At 49.8% G+C, this 24,773-nt stretch carries 12 protein-coding genes; 3 read left to right on the forward strand and 9 right to left on the reverse strand.

Features of this window, described 5'->3' with window-relative positions:
* Positions 1 to 957 precede the first annotated feature (957 nt).
* The gene (locus ACFPXP_RS22005; RefSeq protein WP_379896647.1) at positions 958 to 2,214 is read right to left on the reverse strand and encodes an HAD-IIA family hydrolase; all 1,257 of its coding nucleotides are present in this window, start codon (positions 2,212 to 2,214) and stop codon (positions 958 to 960) included.
* Between the two features lie 436 nt (positions 2,215 to 2,650).
* On the opposite strand from ACFPXP_RS22005, the gene ACFPXP_RS22010 reads away from it, so the two are divergent.
* Together ACFPXP_RS22010 and ACFPXP_RS22015 are read left to right on the forward strand one after the other, a co-directional pair.
* Entirely contained in the window at positions 2,651 to 3,646 is a 996-nt protein-coding gene (locus ACFPXP_RS22010; protein WP_379896649.1) for a sigma-70 family RNA polymerase sigma factor, read from the forward strand.
* A 99-nt stretch (positions 3,647 to 3,745) separates the two neighbouring features.
* On the forward strand, positions 3,746 to 4,933 hold the full coding sequence (locus tag ACFPXP_RS22015) for an aminotransferase class I/II-fold pyridoxal phosphate-dependent enzyme (protein WP_379896651.1): 1,188 nt from the start codon (positions 3,746 to 3,748) through the stop codon (positions 4,931 to 4,933).
* 52 nt (positions 4,934 to 4,985) lie between these two features.
* On the opposite strand, the gene ACFPXP_RS22020 is transcribed toward ACFPXP_RS22015, so the two are convergent.
* The 4 genes from ACFPXP_RS22020 to ACFPXP_RS22035 all read right to left on the reverse strand — a co-directional run bounded on the left by ACFPXP_RS22020 (position 4,986) and on the right by ACFPXP_RS22035 (position 11,759).
* The gene (locus ACFPXP_RS22020) at positions 4,986 to 6,596 is read right to left on the reverse strand and encodes a hypothetical protein (RefSeq protein ID WP_379896653.1); all 1,611 of its coding nucleotides are present in this window, start codon (positions 6,594 to 6,596) and stop codon (positions 4,986 to 4,988) included.
* Positions 6,589 to 7,314, reverse strand: coding sequence for an ABC transporter ATP-binding protein (locus ACFPXP_RS22025; protein WP_379896654.1), 726 nt, complete (start codon positions 7,312 to 7,314; stop codon positions 6,589 to 6,591). The genes ACFPXP_RS22020 and ACFPXP_RS22025 overlap by 8 nt, the downstream gene beginning before the upstream one ends.
* Positions 7,315 to 7,820: 506 nt before the next feature.
* A complete protein-coding gene (locus ACFPXP_RS22030) occupies positions 7,821 to 10,115 on the reverse strand; it encodes a glycoside hydrolase family 95 protein (RefSeq protein ID WP_379896655.1) in 2,295 nt (764 codons plus the stop codon).
* Between the two features lie 51 nt (positions 10,116 to 10,166).
* Positions 10,167 to 11,759, reverse strand: a complete 1,593-nt coding sequence (locus ACFPXP_RS22035; protein ID WP_379896656.1) for a glycoside hydrolase family 28 protein — start codon at positions 11,757 to 11,759, stop codon at positions 10,167 to 10,169.
* 215 nt (positions 11,760 to 11,974) lie between these two features.
* Here ACFPXP_RS22035 and ACFPXP_RS22040 point away from each other — a divergent pair, with 215 nt between their 5' ends.
* Positions 11,975 to 12,826: a helix-turn-helix transcriptional regulator gene (locus ACFPXP_RS22040; RefSeq protein ID WP_379896657.1), complete on the forward strand. Its 852-nt coding sequence runs from the start codon at positions 11,975 to 11,977 to the stop codon at positions 12,824 to 12,826.
* 76 nt (positions 12,827 to 12,902) lie between these two features.
* Here the strand turns inward: ACFPXP_RS22040 and ACFPXP_RS22045 are convergent, their stop codons facing one another.
* From ACFPXP_RS22045 to ACFPXP_RS22060, 4 genes are all read right to left on the reverse strand, one after another.
* The gene (locus ACFPXP_RS22045) at positions 12,903 to 13,625 is read right to left on the reverse strand and encodes a GH12 family glycosyl hydrolase domain-containing protein (protein ID WP_379896658.1); all 723 of its coding nucleotides are present in this window, start codon (positions 13,623 to 13,625) and stop codon (positions 12,903 to 12,905) included.
* A gap of 547 nt (positions 13,626 to 14,172) precedes the next feature.
* Positions 14,173 to 16,920 carry a glycoside hydrolase family 95 protein gene (locus ACFPXP_RS22050; protein ID WP_379896659.1) on the reverse strand — a complete coding sequence of 916 codons (2,748 nt, stop codon included), beginning with the start codon at positions 16,918 to 16,920 and terminating at the stop codon, positions 14,173 to 14,175.
* A 44-nt stretch (positions 16,921 to 16,964) separates the two neighbouring features.
* Positions 16,965 to 18,977 (reverse strand): GDSL-type esterase/lipase family protein, encoded by a 2,013-nt coding sequence (locus tag ACFPXP_RS22055; RefSeq protein ID WP_379896660.1) that lies wholly within the window; start codon positions 18,975 to 18,977, stop codon positions 16,965 to 16,967.
* 125 nt (positions 18,978 to 19,102) lie between these two features.
* The gene (locus ACFPXP_RS22060) at positions 19,103 to 24,517 is read right to left on the reverse strand and encodes a pectinesterase family protein (protein ID WP_379896661.1); all 5,415 of its coding nucleotides are present in this window, start codon (positions 24,515 to 24,517) and stop codon (positions 19,103 to 19,105) included.
* Between the last annotated feature and the right edge of the window lie 256 nt (positions 24,518 to 24,773).

Consider the following 24,773-nt stretch of genomic DNA (forward strand, 5'->3'; position numbering starts at 1 on the left):
AAGAAATGGACGGGGCGTATTCAAGGCTGGGGGCAAATCATCCTCCAACTATCCATTCATTTCGAGGAGCGCGTCACCCCTTATATCATTGATTAATAGAGTTTACACAAAATATTTGACAGTCCCCTAAGCCCGTCGGGACGTCACTGCATTAGGTGTTCGGCAAGCCTCACAACTATAAGCAGCGACTCTAATTAAAACATAAAACTATTGAGCTAACGGGTACAATTGTTCAGTTTTGATGGCTTGCAAACAATCGCCGACAAGCTGCAAACAATAGCATCCCAGCCCATCCACCCTTTGTGGTACTACCTTGCTTCACTTGGCCTTTTGTTGGCGTTCCGTTCGGCTTGAATCAGCCACAAGTGGATACTTGACCTTGGCTCGAACCACACTGTTTCGTCAGCCCCGTCGTCCGCGAGCCTCTTGCTCCCTAATTGCTCCCAAGCGTAGCCAAGGGAGGTCGTTTCGCATTGGCATTAGTATGTCCTCCGAGACATTCCCGCCGCGCTGATCGGAACCCCTACTTTTTGGCGTTGGAACTATTTAAGTATGGGGGGTCGTGGGGGGATAAGCAGCTGGAGCGATTGGATTAGTTATGCGGGGAATCCCGTTGCAACTGACGGGGAATAAAATTCAAATAGCAGTTCCGGATGCAGATTAGGGACAGTGGCAGGATACAGAAAAAGAGACAGACACGCTGTCTCTTTTCTCCATCTATGCAGCAGGATATATCCTAAAATAGGCAGACCGATTTCGTTTTTTGCTCCGCACGCAGGTGAGAGGCTTTGTTCGCTATTTAATTTGCAGAACAAAGTGACAAAATGCAATCTATCTGTAACAATACCATCCAGTGTTAGGACAACCATCCATTCCTTGAATTAGAACATCATTGCATAATAATTGGTCACTGAACATAGGAGTCTAGCTTGTGCCGAGCATTCTCCCGGCGATGATTCATTCTTGTCCGGCCGCTTCCGCAGACAACAGTTCATAAAGCTCAGCCAACGTGCCAACCGTTACCGTCGGCACAACGTAGCGTTCATCGAACCCGTGCTGGAGCGAGTGGCTGATCCAGACCGTCTTCATTCCGGTCTGTTCGGCTCCGGTGATGTCGGTAGCCAGATTATCGCCGATCATCACGCACTCGGCCGGAGCGACACCGTAGTGGCGCATCGCCACCTCATACAGCCAGACGTGCGGCTTACCGATGCTTACGATCGGGCCGCCCGTAATCGACTCGACAGCAGCCAGCAGGGAACCGGTCTCGGGAACGAGACGCCCTTCTTCTCCCGGATGCGAGTAATCCGGATTCGTGCTGATGAGACGCGCGCCTCGGACGAACTCGTTCACAATTTGATCCAACTTGCAGTAGTCGAACTCCGTGTCCCGGCCGACGACGATGACGTCGGCGGGATCGGAATCCGTCCAGTCCAGCACGCGGTGTCCGGCGTCCGCCAGCGCCGTGTTCAGGCTCGCGCTCCCCGCAGCCTTCACCGCGACCCGACCATAGACATCCCTCAAGTAGTCGGCGACCGCCTCCGTGGCGCTCACGATTAGTTCATCTCCAAGACGAAGACCCATCTCTGTCAACCTGCTGCGAATTTCCTCGGCATTCTCCCGCGAGTTGTTCGTAATGAAACCGACCTTGTAACCTTGGGCTTCCTTGTTACTAACCGACAGTGAAGTCGCTCCGGCAGTCATTGCGGCGGATGCTTCGGCCACCGACTGGATTAAACCGCTGGCAATAACCGGAGTCGTCTCCAGCTCCGATGCGAAAGTTCGGGTCGTTTTGTCGATAACGCCGGGCATCAATTCAATGCCGTCAGGTTCCAACTGGCGGGCCAGCTTCAACCCGTTCTCCAGCGCCCCCGAATCGATCAGGAACAGATGGAGAATCGCATACAACCCATAACGCTTGGCTTCCTTAATCAGGTGCGCCTTCGGAGTGACGATGCCGTCTGCTCCCGCAAATTCAGCGATCCATTCCACACTCTCCCGATCGGTGTTGGACAATCCGCGAATCAAATCGATGTGAACGAACGCCCCTTTGCCGGCCTGTTTGGTCAACTGGACGCTGTCCACAATTTCCTTCACAGTTCCTCCCATGAAGAACAGGTTACCGGCCTTACTTTGCAGCGCATCATCCAAGTCTTCCATTCGGCGAACGGCGGCTATAATAGGGTGGCCGCCAATCTTGTGCAATAGTCGCAATGTGGTTCCTGCTCCTTTATCGTGAGGTGTCAAGACTAGTGATTCTATAGAGTCACTAGATGGTGAAGTGGAATCAGCGCCTTACTTGCAAGTCCACAATCTTAATAATGAGTCAGTTTTATTATCGCAGTATCATCCTATTGTAAAATGACCGTCAAATATAAAAAAACTGCCTAGAAAAAGGAAACGTAGAGGAAAGACGGGAATTATTCAAGAAGTCGATACGCCGCCTGCAATACAAACGAACAAAGCTCAACAAATCGCTATGCAAAAGTATCTGGGCTATTCGTCTATCAACTTGCAAACAAGAGTTGGGTTACATAATAGAGGAATCACGGAGTAAAATGCTTTCAGATGCTCATGGTGATTAAATCTTTTTATGATCTTTGAATGTTTTCCATCGATTTATCCGTCTTTATTTATAGGAGGTGAGAACGTGACGGATTTTAACGAAACGGAGCTTGTTCGAAAATCTTCTTACGGAGATCAAGGCGCTTTCACCAAATTGGTTCGAGCCTATTCAAACGTCATATACGGGATTGCTTTCAGTGAAGTGAACGACTTCCATTTAGCACAAGACATTGCGCAGGAAGCCTTTGTCAAAGCTTGGTATAAATTAGATCAGCTTGCGGATACGAGTAAATTTGGCGCTTGGTTAATCCATATCACAAGAAATCTATGTAAAGACCATTTCCGTAAAAAGAAACTGCACGAACAACCTCTCCAAGAGGCAGAATTTATTCCCGATGCAGTCACACTAGATGATCGGATGAAGCTCCAATTCGATATTCAAGAGGTATGGAGAGCTTTTGATGTGCTGGATGAGAAATATCGAACCCCGACACTGATGTATTATATTGGGGGGTATAAAGCGAAAGAAATCAGTCTCTTACTTGATGTTCCATTACGGACTACCGAGACTCGAATTAGAAGAGCCAAGACTCTATTAAAACAGGAGCTGATTGAATTGGTCGAAGAAAGTGTTCAGCATATTAAACTGGGTGAGGAATTTGTCGGCAAAGTCAAAGCACGAATTAAAAATGCGCTGCAGGTGAGATTAGTCTCGAACCTCTCCGAAGCAAAGACCTATTATCAAGAAGTATTAGGCTTTACGGTTGATGACTGGGGCCATGCTGAACGTGACGGTGTAGGTTTCTTGCTCCAACAAGCGCAAAAGCCTGATGATGTACGTCCGAACCAAATGCCTGCGGCAGAACGTTACTCGCAAGACTGGCCGGGACCGCCAACGAGTTGGGATACTTACGCTTATTCGGATTACGACGGCGTACAATCGTTGTATGAGGAATTCGTTTCGAAGGGCGCCGTGATCGCATACCCTCCACAAATAGAGGATATGGGCAATACGAAGTGGAAGGAATTCGCAGTCAAAGATTTAGATGGTTATGTCATCGTTTTTGGCGGGGGAAATTAATCGTATGAAGAAGCCCCGTTACTCTTCTCATCTGCTCCAAGTCCGTCTATGATAGAGAGATAGATAACTGCACTAACAAGGACTGGAGGCTTCCATGACATGAAATTTGCGAAACGCATGAACCATTTCCAAGAAGGTATCTTTTCCCGCTTGCTGGAGATCAAGCGGCAGCGGCTAGAAAACGGCAAGCCCGTCATTGATCTAAGCGTGGGAACGCCTAACATTCCTCCAGCACCACATATCATAGCGGCGCTGCTGGATGCTGCGGCAGATACCCGGAATTACATATATGCCATCAACGACCAAAACGAGCTGCTGGAGGCTGTCAGCACGTGGTATAGACAGCGATATCAAGTCGAACTGGATCCGTGGGCCCAAATCTGTTCCTTGCTGGGTTCCCAGGAAGGCCTCGCCCATATATCGTTAGCCATCGTAGATGAAGGAGATGTGGTGCTCGTCCCCGATCCCTGCTATCCCGTGTTCGCAGACGGCCCCTTGCTGGCAGGAGCTGAGATCTATTACATGCCGCAAAAGGAAGAGCATGACTATGTGATCCAGCTGCAGGACATCCCGGAGGAAATCGCGCGAAGAGCGAAGTTTATGATTGTCTCTTATCCGAACAATCCGACAGCCGCGATCGCACCCGAACAGTTTTATCTTGATTTGATTGCATTCGCCAAGAAATACGATATTATCGTTCTCCACGATAATGCCTACAATGAACTTGTTTTTAACGGTAAGTCGTGTGGAAGCTTTCTAGCTTATCCCGGTGCGTTGGATGTCGGCGTCGAATTCAATTCCTTATCCAAGACCTATGGACTGGCTGGTGCCCGGATCGGCTTCTGCGTCGGCAATCCGGCCGTCGTATCGATGCTCAAAAAATTAAAATCGAATATGGATTATGGTATGTTCCTGCCGATCCAGCGAGCAGCCATTGCTGCTATTACCGGAGATCAGTCCGAGGTCGAACGAGTCAGAACCATCTACAAAGAACGCAGAGACATTCTGTGCGAGGGATTCAGCGAGTTAGGCTGGCATATTGCAAAGCCTGAAGCCACGATGTTTATTTGGACCCGCATTCCCGCTCATTATGTCAGCTCCGAGCAGTTTGCGATGGATCTTATCAGCCGCGCAGGCGTCATCGTCACACCTGGAAATGCTTTTGGACCTTCTGGCGAAGGGTATGTGCGATTAGCGCTTGTGCAGGATAACGAGAGTCTCCGCCAAGCGGTGAAATCTGTAGCAGACAGCGGTGTATTAGATCCCGAATCCATGTCATTTTCATGAATAGAGCCTGCCCCGCGCGTGTATATTTTCGGGAGCAGGCTCTAAATGATTGTTATTTGATTTTAAAATTGCGCGGCGCGAACCTGCGTACAAGCGCAAAGGACACGAGGAAGTAAACCAGCGAGACCACCGCCGCAATGGCGGTGAAGACGATTGGATTCGGCTTTACATTGACCGCGACAACGAACAAACCGGACACTACCCAGCCAAACAGATAGAAGAATGGGTTTTTCGTATTCAAGTCAGATGTGTACGGCTGGAATATATAGTACAGCATCAAATTATGCACCGAGAAAAATACAGACAGAGCTAGGACACAGACCCAAATAAGCAGAACCGTCTCCAGTTCAAATCCTCCGGCAGCGTACAATGCCAGCGTAAGCATCAAGGCTAAAAGGATGCCAATGGTCACATTTATCGTTAATATTTTGCCGAGTCGAATTCTATAATGCTTGACCGCGTCTCTCCGATAGAAATGATACCTAAGCAGCTTCAGATCACAATGATAAAACAATGCTTTGCAAATGTTTTCTCCAACCGTCAGAAAAGCCATCACGATAATCAGCATCGGCAGCAACGCTCCTGCTCTAGCCGCAATCGTCTCGGCCCTTCCCGGAAACAGAAGTCCTAAAGTTACAAGCACTGCACCTAGACCTGCTGTAATCGCCAGACGTTTGTAAAATGGCTGACGGATTAAACTGCGATGTCTTGCGAAAAATATCGCGTTGATGTACGAATACCCTGCTTTGTTTTCATGTGCGGTTTTCGCATCCGCCAGCTCCGGTTCATCATAATCGCTGTCTTTCGCCTGTACCGCGGTGCTTCTCGCTTCCGACATCATTCTATTCAAATCGAGCAACGGATCATCACGTCTCGTCGCCGCATCGACCACATCCGTATAATCTGTACGGCGCATAAGCACGATGCCGAAGCTCACGCCTAATAACAGGCATATAAGCATAAATGGAAGGCTGAACATTACAGCCCCGCCATACAAGGGAAGATCGACAAACAGAGGTGCGAAAGCCGCAGCGTAACCGGCAAAAATAACGGTCCAGACGAGAGCATACTTCGTAATAAGTACCGTACCGGTTCGCCTAAACAGCCGCAGATGTGCATATTCGCAAAAAACGCGCCATAAAACGATCATAGCGGCCGCCAGTATTCCATCGATCCACGAGGCCCCAAGCCTTGAGGAAAACCATAGCAAAGCCGGAATCATCTGAATAAAAAAAGCAGTGTACCGATATCCGAGTGTCGCTTTCATGTAGCGTGTAGCCGGTAGACGCATCAGCTTCACGATGATATATTTGCCACGCTTCGGTTCAAGCATTCTAGTAGATGATACGCCGGCTACCACAAAGCTAAGAATGAACAAAATATGCCAGAACAGGTCCAGCTTCCGGTCCATCGTTAACGGATCGCCTAGCAGAATGATCGGCAAATAAATAACGAGTCCGATATACAATAGGTGACTTAAGAATCCCCACAGGATCATCAGGATGGATGCGATAACTGCTCCCGCCCTTTTCCATCCAAGTCTCGAGTAACTGTGATCTCCGATCAGCCTGCCGAGAAGCGGAAGCTTCTGCAAAAAATAAATAAAACGGTTTGCGAACGATGACACGTGAAATTTCAAAATCAACAATAGCGTGTTAATCAAGCGCGGATCCCCCTTCTCCAGCATCGTCCTGGAGGAGTTCAATAATGCTCTGTTCAAATCCGGGGCTCGTCAGCAGCTCTGTCTGTACAGCGGAGAGACGTCCATTGTTGAGAATGACCAGCTCGTCGCAAAGATCCGAAGCAAGCTGTAAAATATGTGTTGAGAAGATCAATATATGATCCTTTTTCATCTCACGCAGCAAGTTTTTCATTTCCAGTGCCACGATGACATCGAACGAGGTCAGCGGTTCGTCCAGAAGGATCACCGGCGGCTTCGTGATCATGAACAGCAGCATCTGTATTTTATTTTTCATGCCGTGAGAGTAATTTTTTATGAGGCGATGCCGGTCCTCCTTCGAAATGCGCATCGTTTCGAAATATGTATCGATATCTTGTTCCAACTGAAGCTTGTCCCGGTTAATATCGAGAAAGAATTTAATAAATTCGTAGCCCGTAAGAAACTCAGGCAGGATCGGCAGCGAGTAGACATATCCGACATCTTCCTCACGAAGCTCCCGAGCCTCCCCCTGCTCGGACAACTGCGCTTGGCCTCCATCCGTCTTCGTTTCCCCGCTTAAACAATTGAACAGCGTCGTTTTCCCTGCTCCGTTCCGACCAAGCAAACCATATATTTTTCCTTTTTCAAACCGATAATCGACGCCATGCAGCACTTTTTTGTCCCCGAAATTTTTAACGATCGAATCCAATATCAACTCCATGAATGCACGCTCTCTCCTTCTCTATCGTTAACTTCATACATGTTGTATTGTATACGTAGCAACACATCTATGGTATCACAATATTGAGGATATTGGAGTTGTGATGTACGCCTCAATACTGGAAAATATGCCGCTTCAATTAAACATACGATGGGAAGCGTCTATACGACCCCATGTCAAGTTGTTTTTTAGTTCAATTTCGTTGCTATTTGCAGGACTGTGAGGCAGTCAGCTTCGCAGCGAATCTTAAGTGAATGTTTACCATATACAAAACTGACCCCACATCACTTGAAGGCATAATCACGCAGTGATATGCTAAAAATAGTAAAAGGAGACAGCTGCGAACTATCTCCCCGTAACAATATTACATTATATTTTCCCTAGTCTAGCAGATGCTGGACTTTTTTTATCGGGAACATACGAATACACACGAAAGCCGCCCAGCATACAGCTTATCGCTAGACGGCTATTCAATAACTATGATAAGGCCTTGCCGAAAATCAATACTAGTCTACTCTGCGTACGATATACGTATTGCCGGATTCCGCATGCCACTGCGCTGCATGATCCGCAAGAGATCTAGCGATTTCAACTCCGCTATGATATACGGCAATCGGATGGTTCGCACGAATGCTGCAAGCTCCGCTTATACTCGCATAAATGGCTGCTTCCGTAAGCTCACCGTCCGCCCACTCGATACCAACCTCGTATCCTCCTCTTGCCCGCAAGCCTCTAATCCGACCTGTCGGCCAAGAAGAAGGAAGGGCTGGCAGCAGCTGAATTTCACCGGCATGACTTTGTACCAGCATTTCGGCGATCGCTGCCGTCGCTCCGAAGTTGCCGTCAATCTGAAATGGCGGATGATTATCAAATAAATTCGGGAGCGTAGACTTCGCTAGTAGCTGGACGATGTTGTCGTACGCCTTCTCACCGTCCTCCAACCTGGCCCAGAAGTTAATAATCCACGCTCTGCTCCAGCCCGTATGACCACCGCCGTTCGCCAGCCTGCGCTGAAGCGTCACGCGTGCCGCTTCAGCCAATTCCGGTGTCTCCTTCGTGGTGATGCGGTTTCCCGGATGGAGCGCGAACAAATGCGAGATGTGGCGATGTCCGGGCTCCTTCTCCTCGTAATCCTCCATCCACTCCATCAGCTGCCCGTGCTTGCCAATCGACGGCTTTGGTAGACGGCTTCTTACTTGAAGCACCTCATCACGGAATTCGTCGTCAGCATGGAGCAGCTCCGCGGCATTTGCGCAAGCAGTGAACAACTCATACAGTATTTGACTGTCCATCGATGGCCCCATGCACAACGTACCGGATTGTCCATTCGGCAGTATATATGTATTTTCCGGTGATACAGAAGGATTCGTAACGAGGCGGCCGTCCTTCGCTTCGATTAGAAAATCTAGAAAGAATTCGGTCGCCTCCTTCATGACGGGATAGGCTCTCCGCAAAAACTGCTCATCTGGCTGGAAAGCGTAGTGTTCCCAAAGATGCAAACTCAGCCAAGCCGCTCCCATCGGCCAATACGTCGCCGGCAAATACAAATCTTGGGGAGCCGTATCCGCCCAAATGTCTGTATTGTGATGTGCAACAAAGCCTCGGCAGCCATACATTTTCTGCGCGGTCACCCTGCCCGTTTCTCGCATCCGCTCCAGCAGATCGAAGAGAGGCTCATGGCATTCTGGTAAATTACAGCTTTCGGCAGGCCAATAATTCATCTGCAAATTGATGTTAATCGTATACTTGCTGTCCCATGGCGGCAGCATGAGCTCGTTCCATATTCCTTGAAGATTCGCAGGCAGCGAACCCGGTCTACTGCAGGATTGAAGTAAATATCGCCCGAACTGGAAATACAGGGCGGCCAAGGACGGATCGTCTGCACCCTCTTGAACTCGTTTTAGACGCTCATCCGTTGGCAAATGATCCTGCAATTCAGAGACATCCAGCTGCATCGAGACACGTTCGGAAAGCGTCATGAAGTCTTGCACGTGACGCTCTCGAAGCGTCTCAAAAGATAACTTGCCAGCGTTCTCCAACGTACGCAGCACCTGTTCATCCGGATCTTCATGCCTGAACGTTGTAGCTGCTGCCAGCAGCAGAAGGACGCTATCCGCTTGTTCTACGATCAGATGCTCCCCTATGGTGCGAACCTTGCCTCCTTGAGAAATTGCCTTAAGCCCTGCGCGGAAATCCGATCCCCCTGCTCCGCCGCATGTACCTCTCATCAAGAGTGTAGACGAGTCAACCTTCAGCACATCCTCCAAATACCGATTGCGCCCTCTAGTGAGCCGCGCTTTAAAAGAGATCGAGCCTGGTTGATCCGCCGTAAGCCTCAACGCGATGACAGAATCGGGGAAACTGGCGAACGCCTCCCGCTCGTAGCGAATTCCATTTTGGACATAGCGAATGGTTGCAATCCCATCCAATACATTCAGTGCCCTGACATATTCACTTGCTTCCCCTGTTGCCGCAAAATCAATCTTTAGGTCACCCAATGGCATATAATGCCGCTGCGTCTCAGGAATACCAGATAACGCAAGCACCGCTAATTCATGCGCCTCATCTAATTTCCCCTCGGTAATCGCTGTTCTTATCACCTGCAGATGAGACAATGCATCTGGATTGTTGCGGTCCCGCGGACCGCCGTACCAAACACTGTCCTCGTTGAGCGCGATCCTTTCCCGGGCAGGATCTCCAAACACCATTGCTCCTAATTTACCGTTTCCGATCGGAAACGCTTCTTCCCAAGCCTTTGCCGCCTGACGAAACCACAGGATAGGTTCTTGTTTCGCTGCCATAGAAAGTCTACACTCTCCTATCGAATAAGTTGAAGTTGTACAGCATACTGATTACGCTTTCACAATAACGTCTTCCTGCACCTCTTTGCTGACGATGAGCTTAATATCTGGAGACAGTTCTGAACACTCGATCCGACTTGTACGATCTCCAGATACGTGAATCACCTGGTTCTCCACTTGTTCAGCAAAAAGCTTCATCTGGCGCAAATTGGCGGCTTCACACTGATGAAATACGGCTGCAGGACCCGTCTTGGATGAAACATACACATCCGATAAATCTAATGTATTCGCATTGCGGCATACGATTCCTTCTTCACTCTCAATGGAAACATGCTGCAGCGTTAAATTTTCGATCGGCATTTCAGGAAGTCCGTTGATCAGCAGCGCCTTCTTCGCACCTTTGCAAATCACGTCATCGATATAAATGTTGCGGAAGATGGGAGTTTCCTCCGTCACAGCTTCGGCTTTCTCTTCCCCGTATTCTCCTGAACCCGAACGTCCCTCGTAATATAAATTGAATGAAATCGCATCTCCTGCAATTTCACTCATACGTATCTTTTTAATCGCAATATTCTCTACGACACCGCCTCTCCCGCGGCAGCTTTTAAAACGAATGCCAATGTCCGTGCCAAGAAATGTACAATTCTCAACATGGACGTTACGAACCCCGCCTGACATTTCACTGCCGACAACAATACCGCCATGACCGTGATAAACAACGCAATTCCGTACCGAGATAAACTCGCTAGGACGGCCGAAATCACGTCCTTCTTTGTTTTTGCCAGACTTCAAACAGATCGCGTCATCCCCAACATCGAACGTACTATTCTCAACGACCGCATACTGGCACGAATCGAGATCGAGACCGTCCCCGTTTTGAGCGTACCAAGGATTTCGTACGTTCACATTACGAATCGTGATATGTTCACAAGCCCAAGGATGGAGACACCATGACGGGGAATTCTGGAATGTAGGTCCCTCCAGTAAAATCCTTTTGCAATATCTGAAGCTCAGCAGACAAGGTCTCAGAAAATCCCGCGCAGGTTTGTATGCCTCGATGTCCGTGATTCCTTCCCGATGCAATTGTTCAACGAGCTTTTGGCCGTTTAATGAAGCCTCCGTCGGATACCAGATTCTTCCCCTCTCGTCCACAACGCCGCCGGACGCAACGAGGTTCTGCCACGCGCGTTCGGTCAATTTGTCCTTCTTGACGTGCCGCCACGCATCCCCGCCTCCATCAAAAATCCCATGTCCAGTAATCGCGATATGTTCCACCCCTTCTGCATCAAGCGGCGATCTGCACCTTACGGTTCTTCGTCCTTCATAGTGAGACATGATGAGCGGATAGTCGTCGAAATTTTTGCTGAACAGCACGAGAGCTCCTTGTTCTGTATACAGCTCGATCGCATTTTGAAACACGATGGGACCAGTCAGCCACACTCCAGCTGGAATGATGACCCTCCCGCCTCCTAGAGAAGAAAGATGGGAAATTGCGTCTTCAATCGCTTTCGTATTATTATGAAATCCGTCTCCGACCGCTCCGAAATCTTGTATATTGACTGATCGATCGGGGATGCTCGGTAATTGGACCTCCGGCATATCCATCCCTAGATATTGCTTGGATTCATGCGTTTCTTGTTTCATTCTTTACACCTCTTCACCGTAGTAGCCGCAAGTAAGCAGCCCGCTTCTTCCATATAAAGCACCACTCAAGCCTTCTCTTCACCGTTGAAAGAACGAGCTTGTGATCACGACATATTTATTGTATATAATAAATAATATGAAGTTCTTCATGTTAACTTGTTTATTTCACGATCAAATTTGCTTTTTTTGTCCTCATGGGCAAGAAAGGAGAAAAAATGACAGATCGGATCGGACCTAAATATGTCATTGGAGACTATGATTTCTCTATCCAGCATATGTACCGCAAAGGCTTCAGCGCGATGCGCCGCCCTCATACTCATCCCTTCTATGAAATCTATTATTTACTGGAAGGGGAACGGGTCTATTTTATGAATGGCAATGTGCATACGGTTTCAAAAGGAGAGATGATGTTCATTCATCCAGACGACCTGCACTCCACCGCGAGTTCCGAGGAGGTACCTGAATTTGAGCGCATTCTACTCAGCTTCTCGCACCGCTTTGTTGAGGAAGGAGATGCCGAGATTGCCGCGCTGCTTCCACTCGATCGTTCTAGACACATCCGGTTAACCGTAAATGAACAGCCACTGATTGAGCGCTTCTTAAAAAGAATGCATCATGAAGCCGAGACGAAGCCTCCTCATTATATATCCTACATTCGCTCCCTGCTCATCCAGTTGCTCATTCTCGTCAATCGAGCGGAGATGACGGCGGGAGAAGAATTGCCTGGCAAAGTTACGCATCCGATGCATCACAAAATTTCAGAGATTGCCCTGTATATTAACCGCAACTTTCATCAATCGATAACGCTGGAGCAAATATCCAGGGAATTTTACATCAGTCCTTCCTATTTGAGCAGAGTGTTCAAAAAGCTGACCGGATTTCACTTCCGTGAATACCTGCAGGTTGTTCGTATTCGTGAGGCACAAAAAAAATTAACGACGACCAAGGAATCCGTCCAAATGATCTCCGAGCAGGTCGGATTTGAGCATATCGCGCACTTCAATAAAACCTTCAAAAAATTAACGTCCACCACGCCGCTGCAATATCGGAAAATGAATCGGAAATAAGAGATAGGTAGAGTATCTTCCAAATGAATCAAACAGCAAACGAAAAGGCACCCCTGCGGAGTGCCTTTTCTAGCATTTATCGATAATTCACCGTTGTAGAGAAGTTATTCATCCTAAAGTCCATGCCGCCGCTCGAGCTTGTAATTTCGAAGCCCAGCTGTACACGATCGACAACTTCATCTCCATACCAGCCTCGATTTTTGATCCAATTCATGATCGACAGCGTATCCACATTCCCGGAATTCGTATTGCTCGAACGGACAAAGGAAAAGACCTCATTTGAGCCATTCGTGCCTCTGTACACATCCCATGTATGTCCGCCAACGTTTACATTCGTAACAACGGGAATCGGGTTGCCATACGCATCCCAGTTATAAGAAATCGGCTTAACTTCACCCCGATGGTTCATCCAGAGCATGATTTCGTAGGCATAGTTGCCGAGCCAAATATCATACGCTGTCACATAAGAGCCGCCGTTCGGAACGGTCACATTGAAGCTGCTGTTCACGCTGGATAGCTGGCTTAATCTTGCATTGACATCCTTCGTCACGTTCGGATAAGATTTAATGCCCCCTGTATTCGGATGGTCAGCCCATACGCCCCAATTGCTATAAGAATTGGCCCAGATCGATTGGTAGCCTGCGCCAGATCCCCACACATTGTTGTACACAATATAACCGTTGTCCTGCCAGTTCCCATACCGTTCGGACGAACTCCATACGGCCGCATACGCCGTAGATACGACAGTGAACAAAGCCGTAATAACCAACAGTACCTTCGTGATTGCTTTCTTTTTCATATAAATCCTCATCCTCTCTCAAATTGAATTCTCTTATGGCGTTCTAGCTGCGAAAAAAAGGATGATACACCTCCTTAGAAAAGTAGATTTATAGAAAGGCTTACGCCTTACTATCAAAATGTAAACGCTTTAAAATATATATTAATATAAATGAAGGGTAATTTCCATATAAATTCCAATATTTATTCTTATAAAGAAATCAATGTAATCTAATAATACGAATAAATAATCATCATTTCATAGAATCAAATTCAACGATAGGGTGATTTAGGTTGAAGAGTCGAAACCATTGATATGAATGACTCGTAGCGTAGAATCTATTGCTATAAAAAAAGATAACTTCATACCTTATATCGAAAAATATGGCACATCAATGCTGATTGCATATCTCGTTATACGGACGACACGGTGACAGCTGAAAGAGATAATCAATATGGTCAATGCAATGTGAGCGGCTGGCGAGACATCCGAACACTCCATCATTAGTTTTTAGAAAAAGGGCAGGTCAGGGATTGATGCCCTCGACCTGCCCTTTTGTTATTCTACACTAACAAGCTTTGAAGCCGGTTATCGTGTAAGCTCTGCCAGGCTCCGTGTCAAAAACCAGCAGCGAACCGTTTTCTTCCTTTGCCGCGGCGACCTGCTCCTTCGCATCATTGCTGACCGAGGCGGATCCGACGTGTAGATGGCGTACTTTAACCGTCCCTCCGTCATGTGAGACGATCCTCACATGAACAGGCTTGCCATCCGCCCACTCTACATCCACTTCGAAATTTCCACGTGCCTTGAAGCCTGCAAATTGCCCGGAGGTCCAGCCTTGCGGCAGCGCCGGCAGCAGCGTCAATGCCCCGTCATGGCTCTGCAGCAGCATCTCGGCAATGCCTGCGGCTGCCCCAAAGTTGCCGTCGATCTGAAAAGGCGGATGCTGGTCAAATAGGTTCGGCGATGTACGGTGTGTCAGCAGCTTGGCCAGCAGCTCGCTTGCCCCTTCCGCGTCGGCCATTCTCGCGCGCAAGTTCATCCGCCAAGCCATTGCCCAGCCTGTTCCGATGCTGCCACCTCTTACGTAAATGCTTCTCCGAAAAGCTTCTACAATTTCCTGCTGTACTTCATCGTTGTTATAAAGGCTTAGCGAAGTTCCCGGATAAACCTCCCACAAGTGTGAGACATGCTTGTGACCGCAGACATGACTTGCCGTATGCGGCTTGAATCCGACCGATTGTTTCGTATCCGGGTCCGTGAGTGAATAGTATGGCGCATCTGAGGGATCCTTCTGCAGATCGAAGGTCACATCTCCCCGCGCCCATTCCTGCATAAAGCCTTCACCATCCATCAGATTAAGAGCAACTTGCGGCAGCAGCTCCCCCACCCTTGCAAGCAGCTCCGCATCTTCCTCCGCCTTCCCTAACACCCCTGCCGCCTGAAGGACCGCCTCGAACAGGAACCGAACCAGCTGTGTATCCATAGCGGGTCCCGGTTGAATGTCACCGTGTTCGGGAGATACAGAAGCGGCTGTTACGAAATATCCAGTTACAGGATCCTCTACGAGAAATTCACTGAAAAATTGAGCGGAACCTTTCAGAATCGGATAAAATTGGGACAGCAGCTCCTTATTGTTCGTAAATAAGTATGCCTGCCACGCATGATGGAGCAGCCAAATGCCGCCGGTCGGCCAAAGTCCCGCAGTGGCATTGTCGATCGGTTGTGTCCCCCGCCATAAATCAAAGTTATGATGCATTACCCAGGCGTCATGACCGCAGATCGCATAATGCTCTTTCGCCGTAATTTGCCCGGACTGCGCTAAATCGCGGATCGCATCCAGCAGCGGCTGCTCACATTCCGCCAAATTGAGCAGCTGCGCCAGCCAATAATTCATTTCCGTATTGATATTGATCGTATATTTACTGGACCAAGCCGGGCTGTTCGTTGCATTCCACAGCCCTTGCAGCGTAAGCGGCTGACCTCCGGGTCTTGAGCCGGCAATCATTAAATACTTGCCAAAATTGAATTCCAGCACGGCCAGCTCGTTGTCTCCCCAAGTACTGTACGTGGAGCCTCCTGCTTGATCCGAGCTCATGCCGAATCCTTCAGGACGGACACGCTTCTCCGTAGGGATATTTCCGAAGGAAGCTTCTGTTGAATTGGCCACTTTCAAAGAAGTACGGTGGTACAGCGCGGTATAATCTGCAAGATGGTCCGCCTTCATCTGTTCAAAGCTCTTTGCCTGCAAGTGCATAATGGACTTATCACATTCTCTTGCCGGCTTATCGTCATCCAGCTCTAGGTAATTCACATAGTTCGTCGCACCGACAACGTAAATAACCGCTTCACTCGCTCCGTCGATCTGAATCGTTCGTTGATCTTCACTGACCTCGACATGCGCGCCGGGAGCATCGATCAGCAGGCGGGCCTCGAACAGGATGGCATTCTTCTCCCCCTCCGGCTTGCTGGTTAAGGCAATCTGGTGATCGCTTATCTTCCTCCACTTGGCATCGGCTTGGTGAAACGTATGCAGCTCAGCGGAGAAATGAAGCCTTCTGCTGCCGTCAGCCGTCACACGTGTGACAATCGCTTGATCCGGATAGCTTGCTAGACTTTCCCGCTTATAATGCACCCCTTGATAGTCATACTCCACGGCGACTAGTGCCTCACTTAAATCCAACCTTCGAGTATACCCGCTGACTTCTCTCGGGTCATGGCCAAAGTCGAGATAGACCTCAACGAACGATTGATAGGAGGCTTGCCGCATCGGCGTGCCCAGGAAATGATTCTCCACCTGCTTTTTCAGGTCATACCGATATTGCGCCGCTTCGCTTGTCTCCGCATTATCGATATGCAATGCTTTGTAAGAGATGCTTTCGGGATCCGATCCAATCGGTGCCGGTGTTCCGTCGTTGCTCATACCTCGGTATACTTTCCAAGCATCCTTCGTCGACCCGCTTGTAGGGCGATACGAGGTGTCTACATAAGGTGCTCCGGTCCATACGGAGCTTTCATTGACTTGCAAAACCTCTCGATCGACCGCACCCATGATCATAGCTCCTAATCTTCCATTGCCTATTGGCAAGCCTCGGGTCCATAAATATTCGTAATGCTCTGCATGGTTAAGAAGCTTATCTTTCGAACCATAAGGATGCACTACGCTTCGGCCGTGCTCATCCATGTACACCGATTTACGATCCTCATTCGGATTCAGTCTCCAAAAGCCTTTTTTCGGCACATCGTCAAACCATATCGTATGCTGTGGATCAAAATGCACATCCTTTTCCCCATGAGGCCCTTCATTCATAGACATTGTCTTTCTCCCCTCTGCCGTGGGCTTATACCCAAGCAATAGAATCATAGATTGGCTTTTTGACCAGCCGCCAATAACCGATGGTTTTCGATATGGACGGGATGCACCAGCACCCACATGAAATACAGCGCCTTCGCCGCTTTCGCTCGGCTTACCATCTGCCTCGGTTCCAGTGCTGTACCGTTCATCACCTTCCCTCTCACAATCCCCTTCTCCGCACGGATTAAGCCCAGCTGATAAGCCTGCTTCACCTTTTCTGCGAATTCGGGACGAATGAGATGGGTATCCGTTAACTGTTCATAGGGAACGATCGGATCATACTGGATATGTACCGCACCGAAATCCAAGTTGGCATCATATCTCGGATCAGCCGCTGTGATGGTTTTTCCGTTATAGTCCGTCATGTACTTTGGTTTTTGCGAGAATTTCACACGGTACGCATCATACAATATCGAACCCATGACCTCCCGGGTGAGCTCTTGCTGCGCATCTCCATTATAGGGAATGGAATCCAAATGCATCACTGTACATATAGCCTTCAAAAAATCACCCACGTATATTACGGCTTCCGGTTTGAAGTTGCCATGTTCATCCTTGTACATCGCTCCCAGCTGTATCATCTTCTCAATCTGATTTCGGTAGTAGGCGCGGCTGCCTGTCTGTACGTCCTTCGCGATTTCAGGGAATACTTCAGACCAATCGATCGTACGAATCGCAGATGCGACCTCTTCTTTAAAAAATGAAGCTATGCAAGCGGCTGTCTCGTTCCCCTCCGATGCTTTCACAGATAACTTAGTTACAATGATTCTAGCGAATTGCTTCGACAACGCCTCCTTAAAATGCGTTCCGTCAATTTTGTTCGATGGGTGGCCGTTCGCGAAGCTGCCGTCGTTCGTCTTGCCCGGCGTCTCCCCCGCTTCAATCGACATGTACAGCGCTGTTACCGCCTCTACACCGATTTCGTTGTAATACTTAACACTCTCCGTATTCAGATCAATGACGGTGACCCCCAGCTCTTCTCCGATCTGCTTCATCATTTCAGGAAACCTTCGGTTTTGAAAAGAATTCGTATACCGGTGTCCTTCCTGCGCATCGCCCTTCACTCTCGACATCGGTGTAACGAGAATCGGTATCATACCTCTGGAACGAATCGCGGGAATATACCAATCACGGAGCAAGGTTCGGTATGTCGCTTCCACAGCGCCTCTGCCCCAGCGGTTACCTTCATCCTCGCGCTCATCATTATGGCCGGACTGCAGGAAAATGAAATCACCCGTTCTTCCGGTCATCAAAATATCGTTCAAGCGGCCTTCATGGTAAGCATTTTTGAGCGATCTTCCGCCCATCGAATAATTCGTGATCGTGACTCGATCTAGATCGAACATGCGGTCCAGCACTTGCCCCCAGCCGCTCATCGGCGCTTCCTCGAACACATAAGATTTGACGGTAGAATCCCCCAGCAGGAAAATAGCCGGTTTGTCGCCGTCTTCACGCGGATTCGGCGGTACCTGTTGAAGAATAATCTCCTCAACGCCGACCAGAACCCCTTGATGTATAGGTTCTATCTCAATATCTAAATCGTTCCGCCCGTTCACGTACGTAAAGCGCCATTCCTTCCCGCTGTGCTTCGCCACGGTTCGGATCGGTACTAAGCCGGCGGCATCCCAGTAACCTTCGCCAAGCAGCCGCTCGCCTTGCATCCCTGATATCGAAACTGTCGTATCCGCTGCATCCGAGGTGGTGCGCACATATACTTCATAGGCGCCGGGAGGAACCGCAATGCGGAAGACCATGCCGAACCGATTGTAATGATCCGCTTCACACCCTGGCTTTACGAAAAACTCCGACTCACGGATAACGAAACCGTTCTCCGACCATGAAATCTGTTCGATATGCACCTCTCTCGGTGGAAAAGCGCAGGTTTGCTTCACAAAGCCGTACCCTGCATCAGGATCGAATAAAGGCACGCCGCCCTGATCGTTAAGCCTAACGGAGATATAGCCTTCTTTGGGTGTTTTGCCGAAATGATATTTCCACTGTGACGGTACCGTTGTCATGGTAAAACTTCCTCCAATATGTGTTGTTCTTATATATTCCATCTGTCTTCGATGTATGGATGACACCTGCGTATGTACGGAGCTACAGCAGACGCATGCTGCACATGCGTCTGCTGTAGACAAGCCTATTTTCCTCTACCGTGCGGCACGCGAACTTCGATAGACGACGTCGTCTCATTGCCCGCATGATCCGTTGCACGATACGTAATCGTGTAGATTCTGTCTTTTCCGCGGCCAGAACGTTCGGCTCGCAGTAATATCTCCGTATCATTCGTGCCGTAATCCGCGCCTTGGATGTCGTCTACTGTATTCCCATCGCCGCGTCCGTTATCCGGTTCATTGCTCGTTACCGAAATCAGCTCGATCTTGGCAATCCCAGAACCACTGTCTTCCGCGGTCGCCGTGATGCGAACAGGCACCATTTTATGATTCGGCGGTGTAAGCATCTTTTTATCTGCCTTCAGCTGCAGCTTTGGCTTCACATTTTCAAGAAGGAACGGCTTTTGCACCGGATCCCAGCCAATGACCGACTCGGGTGTATACTCTTCCGCTTCCTCTACGGTCAGCTGTTTCGACCAATTATACCGTCCAGAAGCATTCGCCCCCGGGCCATAGCTATGAAATTCGTTATACCTTGCCGTCGCCTCATTCGCCGGATTGCCCCAATTATGCCAACCATTCGCTGCAATATGATCGCCTAAGTAACTGTTAATGAACGTTACGTTCGCATACGGCCTCCATGGACGGCCCAATTCGACTTTCCCCTTTAGTCCAGGCTCTGCGGTGAGAGTGCTGTTCACGAAGACGTAGCCCGGCATATCCTTCTCAGCCGAGGAGGCAGTCACCCATCCGCCGCTTAAGCTGTGGATCACGCTGTTTTCGATATAGACCGCGGCGCCGCCATAGATGAAATCGACGTCGCCTTCAATATAGCTGTCTACGACGTATTGATTGCCGCCGCTGACATAGAACGTATCCTGCCAGCTCAGCAGGTTAACGCGGCGAAGCTCAATCCGATCGCCTCGTGTATATAACGCAATCGCCTGACCGACGTTATCGCCCGCATCGTTCGCAATCGTTAAATTTTCAGCGATGAAGCGATCTGCTGAGACGGCCACGCTGGCGCTCTTCATCCCGCCGAGCGGCTGTCCGTCTGGACCGGTCATATTTGCCGTTAAGTGATAGACTAAGACGGTCTCATCACGGTCTTCGCCGATGAGGCGAATGCCTGGCTTCGCAGATGGAATAACGATATGTTCGCGATATTCTCCTGCGCTGATTTTAATGATCGTTTGCGCTTCTTGCTGCTCCGGAACGGCATCAATGGCCGCCTGCACGGATGTAAACATGCCGCTGCCGTCCTTGGCGACCGTATAAACGGTTGCCGGCGTATCCTGCATAACGAGCGACGAACCGCTGTCCCCTCGCTTGTTATAAGCCGTAACGACGTAATAATACGTCTTTCCGTTCGTCAGACCTTGATCCGTATAGGCTGTCGCTTTGGTATCCGCTATGACGGAGTAGGGTCCGCTTACAGATTCACTTCGCTTCACCTTGTAGCCGTCAGCATGATTCGAGGCTTCCCATGTAAGCTCCATGCTTTGATCACCAGGCAGCAGACTCACCAGCTGCGGCGGTGCGGGTGTACCGTCTTTCACCCTTGGACGCGCAGCAGCTATGTTCGAATCTAAGCTGTACGTGACTCCATTGGCAGCTGTCACCCTGTAGTAATACGGAATTCCATTCTCCACCTGAGTGTCTGTATATTCCAGTCCAGCAATTCCTTCTGCGACCGTGGCATAAGGTCCCTCCGGCGTAATAGCCTTCTTCACGTTGTATCCGGTTGCGTTCGGCACCGTCTGCCACTGCAGATGAATGCTGCGATTCGCTCCTTCTGCCTTTAGGACGGGCGTTCCTATTGTACCATAAGGTGTAACGGACACGATTTCGGAACGGTCCCCTTCACCGGCAATACTCGTTCCGGACACCACGTAATAGTACGTGACTCCATTCTCAAGTCCGCCGTCACGATACGAGGCTTCGGTAATGCCGCTTTTAACCGTCTCGAACGGTCCCTCCGGGCTTAAGCTGCGCTTGACCGTATAGGAGCTTGCCTCCTCTACGCCGTCCCAGCTCAGCTCCGCTTGACTATTTCGAGCCTTTACTTGAACGCCTGAGGGCGCCTGTGGCCGGATCGCCGATTCGGAAGGCGTCGCTGCAGCCTGATTGGAATAGCCGCTTTCTCCTGTTGGACCCACTGCGGTCACCACATAGTAGTAAGTCGTTTCATTCCATACCGTATCGTCTATGAACGTAAGCTCTGTGATGTCTTCGGCCACTGCGGTATAGGGTCCTCCATCTTCCATAGCACGGTATACATTGTAAGCATCCGCTCCTGCCGCTGCATTCCAATCCAGCTTCACTTTACCGTTGCCCGGCGTTGCTATAAGCCCCTTTGGCGACTCGACAGGTTCAACATACACCTTGATGTTGTCGTACCACATCGTACCGCTTCCAGTACCTGGCATCGATGCGAAGATTTGACCAATTCCGTGGGTGCTCATATCCGTTTGCATCGGAACGTCGTCCGCTGCCAGCACTTGATTGATATAAATGTCCGCTGTCGAAAGCGTGACATTGGCCACTACCTTTATGTTCAGCCATTCATTCACCGGCGGAGGATCGATCAGCTTCGTGGAACCGTAGCTGTCTCTCACCACAAGCGTATAATTCGAATCGGGGGAAGGCAGCGTCGGCTTCTGAAGCTCAATCGACAGAGCGCGTTTACTTCCTCCGGCATCCTTCAATTGGAGTACAGCTGACGTGCCGGGCCAGCGCTCTGCCATCACGTCCGCTTCGACTACAAAACTGCCGAATTGCGGCGCAAACTTACGTATAGACTGCGTATTTCCCGGTGCCGTGTCATACACAATAAGCGCGCGCTCGGAATCGTTGCCCGCAGAGCTCTCGGGCACGGCTGTGGCAGCTACCTTATGGTTGCCATCCTCAAGCACACTCTCGTAGCCTGTCGGCAGCTCATCCAGAGCAGCGTCCTCGAACGTATCGTCCACCAAAACGATCGTCTGCTGCTTTCCTGTCGGGACTGCAGAAACCTCCGCCGAGGGAAGGCTCTCGCCCTGCTCATTAACTGCTGCCACCACATAATAATAAGTCTGATGCGCCGTTAAATTCGTATCGGTATATGACGTGCCTGCCACTTCGGCAGCCGCCGTCTCATACGGACCGCCTGGTATAACACTCCGCTTCACGTGGTAGCTGTCCGCCGTATCCACACGATCCCACGTGAGTGTAATTTGGCGATCGCCGGGATCAGCCGAAACACCGGAAGGCGTAAGCGGCGCGCCATGCGCGAATGACTTTACCGAAGCAGCTGAAAAATACGACGTGTTGTACCTCTCAATTTGGTCATTCGCTTTGGAGGCGTCTGCGGCCAATCCAAAATACACCGTCTCTCCCATCGCGATCTGTTCGCGGTGCATCACTTTCCATGCGGAACCGTCCTTCGAAGTTAGAGCGGTAAGCTCATCTCCGCTGCGAACAAGCTTCAGCCATACCGGAGTTTGAGCGAACTCCTCCGGCTCCACCTCTGCTGCATTCGTACCCGAACTCGTTCTTTTGATAAATACGCTCTTCTGACCATTCTTCTTGTAGCTGACCATGAATGCGGCCATGGCTGAGTCCGGTTCCAAACTGTCTCTCACCATCACGCCGGCTTCTGCCTCACCGTCCGTCCCCGTCACATGATCTATCCGGGCAGTGACTTCCCCATTGCCTGTTAAAGCTTGATAAGCAAAATGAAATTGATCGCTGCGGCCGCCTATGTTCCCCGCCGACTTCACCGTGACTTCCTCAGAAGAATCACCTAGCTGCGTATGTCCAGGAATCCTCACTATGCCGATATCTCCAGATGTCCAAGGGCTGATGTCACCGGTAGTATTGGCATGGAGGACTACGCTGTTGGACTGCGTCTGTGTGCCCGAATCATCTACAGCCTTCACCACGATGAAGTGAGTACCGTCTGGGATATCACCCCAGGCCAGTTGGAAAGGAGCCGCATCATCCTCACCCAGCTTCTGTCCGTTCGCATAAAACTCGACCTTTGAGACCGTTCCGTCCGAATCGGATGCGGCCGCCTCAATCGTCACCTCTGTTCCCGCTTCCACGATCGTGTTATGCGCAGGGGCCGTAATCGCCACATTCGGGTTCTGCGACCCGCTCCCTACAATGGAGTTTAGGTACAGCTCCAGCTGAGTGTATCCCTCTGCATTCGTGAGATTGCGGTCTTCCGGATCATTGGGATTCAAGCCCTGCGCCAATTCCCAATCGTTCGGCATCCCGTCATGATCGTCATCAGCGATTGTCGACATAACCGGCTCGTTCACTGGATATCCGCCGACCTCATCCTGCGAATTGATATGAATGCCCGTTCCATTCCTCACATCGTTAATGATTCTAGCATCGATCGCATCCCGTTTCGGCAGAACTGCTCCTGCACTTTCCAGCACGGCTGCATAGGCCGCGTCTGCCGATTCCGTTGTGATCTCATGCTCAAATGCCACCGGTGAAGACAACTTCACATAATCCGGATACGTATGTACGCTGGACCAATTGTTGTCCGTTAAGCTCGGATAGCCTTCCATGACGTTGCCGTCAATGTAATAGCTGCCGCCCGTCTCGGCATTCATGAAGCGAATCGCTTCCGTTTCCGGTCCTGGTTTATAGTAGTTGCCTATCAGATTCGTTTCGGCTTCTTTCCCGCCATAGGCGGAGAAATATCCCCAATTGTAGATCACATTGTTGCGGAAATCGTGGCGATTGCCTGCTGTGCTGTCAAACGCCGGATTCCGGCTTGAATTGTGAGCAATCAGATTATGATGGAAGGACGTATTCTTTCCGCCCCAGATGCCGCCGTACCCGTGCTTGCCCTTGACATGCTTGCTGAGATGCATCGCCTCGGAAATGATCGACCATTGCACCGTGACATTTTCGTTCCCATAAATGCTCATTACTTCATCCACTGACCAGCTGAAGGAAGAGTGATCAATGATGATGTCTTTGTGGTAACGTCCCCCGAATGCATCGGCCTCCACGATGTTTTGATCACCCAGCCGAAAGCGCATATAGCGGATGATTAGATTGTCTGCATCGATCGACGTCGGATAACCGACAACGGTAATCCCGTCACCAGGTGCCGTCTGTCCGGCGATGGTCAAATTCGATCCGGTGATCTTCAGCGGGGATTGCAGCTCAATCACTCCGCCTACCTTGAACACGATCGTACGGTTACTGCCGCTCACGGCATCCCGGAGAGATCCGGGGCCAGAATCGGCAAGCGTCGTGACTTCGTATACTTCTCCGCCGCGCCCTCCTGTGGTGTACATGCCTCCGCCTTCAGCACCAGGAAATGCGGGTGTCACTGGGGACACATCTTCTGCAAAGCTTGATGATGGGCCGACCACTCCTAAACATGTGGAGACGATCAGCACTGCAGCTAGAACTAGAACAGACCACTTCTTCAAGGAACATTCCTCCTTCTAAGTGTTAAATTCTACGCTTGAATCAAGACCTTGCTTAACCGTTAAGCCTCCTTCCTCATAAGCTGCGGACAACCTCGGAAAACGCTTCCACATGTGACATAGACGATGCTGCCGAATGTCATCTTCTGCTGATATGTTCATTCTAATCAACAAATAAAGCTCAGTTCTACTGTCATTCTTGTGCGAATACTGCTTGAATTTTGCCTTTTATGTTCTCATCAGCCGCACGGAACAGACT

Origin of the sequence: Marinicrinis lubricantis (assembly GCF_042658665.1) — a bacterium.
GTDB lineage: Bacteria > Bacillota > Bacilli > Paenibacillales > KCTC-33676 > Marinicrinis > Marinicrinis lubricantis.